3 protein-coding genes are annotated in these 4,489 nt (G+C 68.3%); 2 read left to right on the top strand and 1 reads right to left on the bottom strand.

Annotated elements, in window-relative coordinates; translation table 11 throughout:
* Positions 1-527: 527 nt before the first annotated feature.
* Entirely contained in the window at positions 528-1,403 is an 876-nt protein-coding gene (locus U9979_RS11200) for a hypothetical protein (protein ID WP_322779329.1), read from the top strand.
* A gap of 9 nt (positions 1,404-1,412) precedes the next feature.
* Here U9979_RS11200 and U9979_RS11205 read toward each other — a convergent pair whose 3' ends face one another.
* Positions 1,413-3,047, bottom strand: coding sequence for an LCP family protein (locus tag U9979_RS11205; RefSeq protein WP_322779330.1), 1,635 nt, complete (start codon positions 3,045-3,047; stop codon positions 1,413-1,415).
* A 201-nt stretch (positions 3,048-3,248) separates the two neighbouring features.
* Between U9979_RS11205 and U9979_RS11210 the strand changes: the two genes are divergently transcribed.
* Positions 3,249-4,489: glutamate synthase-related protein (locus U9979_RS11210; protein WP_416219955.1), on the top strand; the 1,241-nt coding region annotated here is incomplete at its 3' end.

A 4,489-nucleotide genomic window follows, 5' to 3' on the forward strand; every position in this document is an offset into this window, starting at 1 on the left:
GAGCGCACACCGGACTGCGCTTTTCAGCGTCCGCCCGGGGCGGTTGTCGCAACTTACCGTTCGAGTCTCGCCGAGTCAAACCGCGCCGGATCAACCGGCGGCCGCCTCACGATACACTCCCGACCACCCTCGTAAGAGGGCCGGACCGGGGAGGGGGGCCACCGTCGCGACTTAGCTTCGGTGTCTCCCGGCTTTCCGCCGGTAAGAGAAAACATACACGATGGACTGGCCGGATTTCATGATCGCAAGCACTTTGTAGAAATTTCTTTCCGTACCCAGACGGCTACGTATCGACACATCCCGGGGATCCGTCCGGCGCTGCGGTGTCCGCCCGTGCTTGCGCCTTTCGGCGGCCCCGGCGCACGCGTAGCGCGCCCGGCAGGAGGGGCGCGGATGATCGTCGGTCCGGCTCGACATGCTCGCTGCGACACCGGCTCGCAGCGGGACCGCGGGCCGGAAGAGGCGACGGCGGAGAACGGGGAACAACCAGGGCGACAGCGCAGCGGGATCGGGCGACGAGAGAGATGGTGAAGATCATGCGGGTGGACGGCCTGACGTCTTTTCACGAGGAGATCGAAGGAGTTGTCACGGAGGCGTCCCACGCACCGTCGATCCATGACACCCAGCCGTGGCACTGGCTGGTCGCAGACAGGCGCCTGGAGCTCTTCGCGGACCCGTCCCGACTTCTGGGCGCCGTCGACCCCGACGGCCGGCAACTACTGATCAGCTGTGGTGCCGCCCTGTATTACGCGCGGATCGCCCTGCGGCTGCGCGGGTTCGTCCCGGATGTCGTCGTCCTGCCCGGCGGACCGGGCTATGGCGGCCTCGACCGGGACCTCGCCGGCAAGGAGCCACTCGCGACCATCCGCATCAACGAAGCCAGGCCGCCTGACGCCTGGGAGCGGTCGCTGGGCACCGCAGTACACCTCGGACACGCGGGACACGCGGGACGCGGGCCGATCCAACCCACACCCGACCCGACCGGCGTCCTGGCAGCGCTCCAGGACGCTGCCGCGACCGAGGACGCCTGGCTGGCCACATTGGACGACACCGGCACCGACGATCACCTCGCGACGAACGCGCCATCCGCTCGGCCCGGCCAGGTGGACGGCCAGGATTCCATCGTTGTGCTCGGCACCGCCGCCGACCGTCCGATCGACCGCATGGCAGCGGGTCAGGCGCTCGCGCGGGTTCTGCTGAGCGCCACGGCCCTCTCGGTGGCCGCGTGTCCCATCGGGCACGCCGAGGACATCGACGCGATCCGAGTCGTGCTGCGCGAGATCCTCCACAGCACCGGAACCGTCCAGATGGTCATTCGCCTCGGCCTGCCGGCGGCCGGCGGTGTCCCGGCTGAGCCGGCCCCGCGCCGGCCACTCTCGGAAGTCCTCACGATCTCAGACTGACAGTGGATCTCAATAGGTACAGGTCGGGGCCGCGGCCGGGACGGGGGTGCTCGGATGCGCCGACGCGGCAGCGTCCCCGCCCGTGGTCGCGGCCGGTCCTGCGCCGGTCGGCTGGCCGCCCGCTGCGTCTGCGACGACCCCGGTGAACGAGGATCCGACGATCAGTTCAAGGCGGGTCGCGGTCGGATCGCGCTGGAGCGTGGAGCCGGGCACGGCAGCCTGCAGGGTGCGCGCGGCGGTGTCCTGACCTGGGCCGTAGACAACCGTGGAACTCGTGTGGCTACGCAGGGATGCGTTGCCTTCGTTGGAGGCGCGGAAACCGTGCCTGGTCAGCGCGGTGGCGGCGCGGGACGAAAGCCCCGCGACCGTCGAACCGTTGTAGACCTCGACCGTGATCTGGTCTGCCGGCGTGACGGGAGTGGCGCCGCTCGCCCCGGACCCGGACACCGACCCGGACACCGACGGCAGCGGCGACGGGGACACCTCGGTGCCACTGTCCGGGGGGCGCAGCGGCGCGACGATACGTTCGAGGTCGATCGGATCGTAGAGCTGGACGGCGCCGAGTCCGGGGAGCTCACCCGAGTCGCCGATGGCGCCTTCCGCGCGGGTCGGGGCATGGGTCGGCAAAGTCACTGTATGGATACTTCCCGTGGCCACATCCCGCATCCGAGTGGCCAGTCCCCGCAGGTCTGCGATGCCCGTATGACTGTCGAGGGTGAGCGCGGATGTCACCGATGACAGCAGCGCCTCAAGCTTGACCGGGCTGGTCAGCACCCCACTGGCCATCGCCTTGCGGAAGAGGGCGCCGATGAACTGCTGCTGGCGTCGGATGCGGTCGAGGTCCTGCTCGGGCAGCCCGTGTCGCTGCCGGACGAAGGCCAACGCCTGGCGGCCGTCCACCTGGACAGTCCCGGGACCGCCGAGGAACCCACTCATCGGGTCGTTGGTGTTTGTGCTGACCTTCCGCACGTTGTTGTCGTAGAAGACGTCCCGGTAGGTCGACGGGAGGACGCAGACAGCGACACCGCCGATCGCATCCGTGATGGCGCGGAAGCCCTCGAGGTCCATGGACACGTAATGGTCGATCCGGATGTCGGTGAGCCCCTCGACCATGTTGACCAGCAGAGATGGGCCACCGTCCGCGATCGCCGAGTTGAACTTGGCCCGGTGCGCGCCATGGCGGTGGCCGTTCGTGTCGGTGTACTCGGGAATGGTGACCAACGTGTCACGAGGGAAGGACACCATGGTGCTGGTGCCGTCCGCGGCGAGGTGGACGAGGATCGTGGTATCCGAGCGCTGGCCGGGCGCGTCGCCATAGGCGCCGCCGCTGCCGGCCCGACTGTCGGTACCCACCAGCAGGTAGTTCTCGACACCACGGGCCGGGGCAGCCGGCCGCTGGCCGGTGAGACCAAGATCCACTCTGGTGATTTTTCCGTTGAGATGGTTGTAGAGCACCCAACCACCAACGCTCGCCACCAGTACGACGACCGAGAGCAGCGCGAAAACCACCTGAAGCAACCCTGAGAAGACCTCGGAGGCACCCCGCGCCGGCGAGCCGCCCGGGGCTCGGACCCGCGGATTGAGGCTCGCCGGCAGCACGCCAGCACGTGTCACGCCATCACGGTTCACGGCATCGCCTGTCACGGCATCGCCTGTCACGGCATCGCCTGTCACGGCATCGCCTGTCACGGCATCGCCTGTCGCCACCGGCTGCCGCATCTCGCCCGATACCCACCTCTCAGCCCAGCATCCGCCCGATCCGAGCCTGAGCGTATATAGACATCGAGACGGGCAGGGATGGGCGGCGGCCGATTGGACGGGGTGACGGTGATGACCGGATGGATCATGCTGGGCTTCGTCATGCTGGGATTCACCCTGCTGGTGTGCGCGGTGGCGCTTTATGATCTCCTGCAGCGCCGGCACTCGATCCTTCGAACGTTCCCCGTCATCGGGCACCTGCGCTTCCTGCTCGAAGACGTGGGGCCGGAGCTGCGCCAGTACATCGTCACCGGCAACGACGAGGAGCGGCCCTTCAGCCGCGACCAACGCCGCTGGGTGTACGCCACGGCCAAGCAGGACAACGCCAACACGGGCTTCGGCACCGCCAACGACCTGGAACTGTCGGCGAACTACCTCATCATCAAACCGGCGGCGTTCCCACTGCCGGGGCCCGCGGCCACGGACAACCTGTTGGCCTGCCAGAAGGTGCTCGGCGCGGCACGCGGTCGGCCGCATGCGTTGCGGCCACCGTCGGTGGTGAACGTCTCGGGCATGAGCTTCGGTGCACTGAGCGCGCCGGCGACCACCGCACTGAACCAGGGCTGCGCCATGGCCGGCTGTCTGCACAACACCGGCGAGGGCGGGATATCCGAGCACCACCTGCACGGTGGTGATCTGATCTTCCAGATCGGCACCGGATACTTCGGCTGCCGCACTGTGGACGGCCGGTTCAGCCTTGAGCGCCTGGTCGACCTCGCCGCCAGGCACCCGATCCGCGCAGTCGAGATCAAGCTCAGTCAGGGCGCGAAACCCGGTCTGGGTGGGATCCTGCCGGCGGCGAAGGTCACCCCCGAAATCGCCCGCATCCGCGGGGTGAAGGCCGGCGAAGTCTGTTACAGCCCGTCGACCCACACGGCGTTCGGTGACGTCGACAGCATGCTCGACGTCGTCGAGGAGATCGCCGCGGCGACGGGGCTACCGGTCGGGATCAAGTCAGCTGTGGGTGAGGCGACATTCTGGGAGCAGCTCGCCCGGCAGATGGCGGCCACAGACCGCGGGGTCGACTTCATCACCGTCGACGGTGGTGAAGGTGGCAGTGGTGCGGCGCCGCTCGCCTTCAGCGACCATGTCGCACTCCCCTTCAAGATCGGCTTTAGTCGAGTCCACCGGGTTTTCGTGGAGGCCGGCCTGGACGACCGGATAGTCTTCGTCGGCTCGGCCAAACTCGGCTTCCCCGAGACCGCGCTGCTGGCCATGGCCATGGGCTGTGATCTGATCAACGTCGGCCGGGAGGCGATGCTGGCGCTGGGCTGTATCCAGGCGCAACGCTGCCACACCGACCGCTGCCCCACCGGAGTGGCCACCCA

This window comes from Protofrankia sp. Cas4, assembly GCF_963555915.1.
Lineage (GTDB): Bacteria > Actinomycetota > Actinomycetes > Frankiales > Frankiaceae > Protofrankia.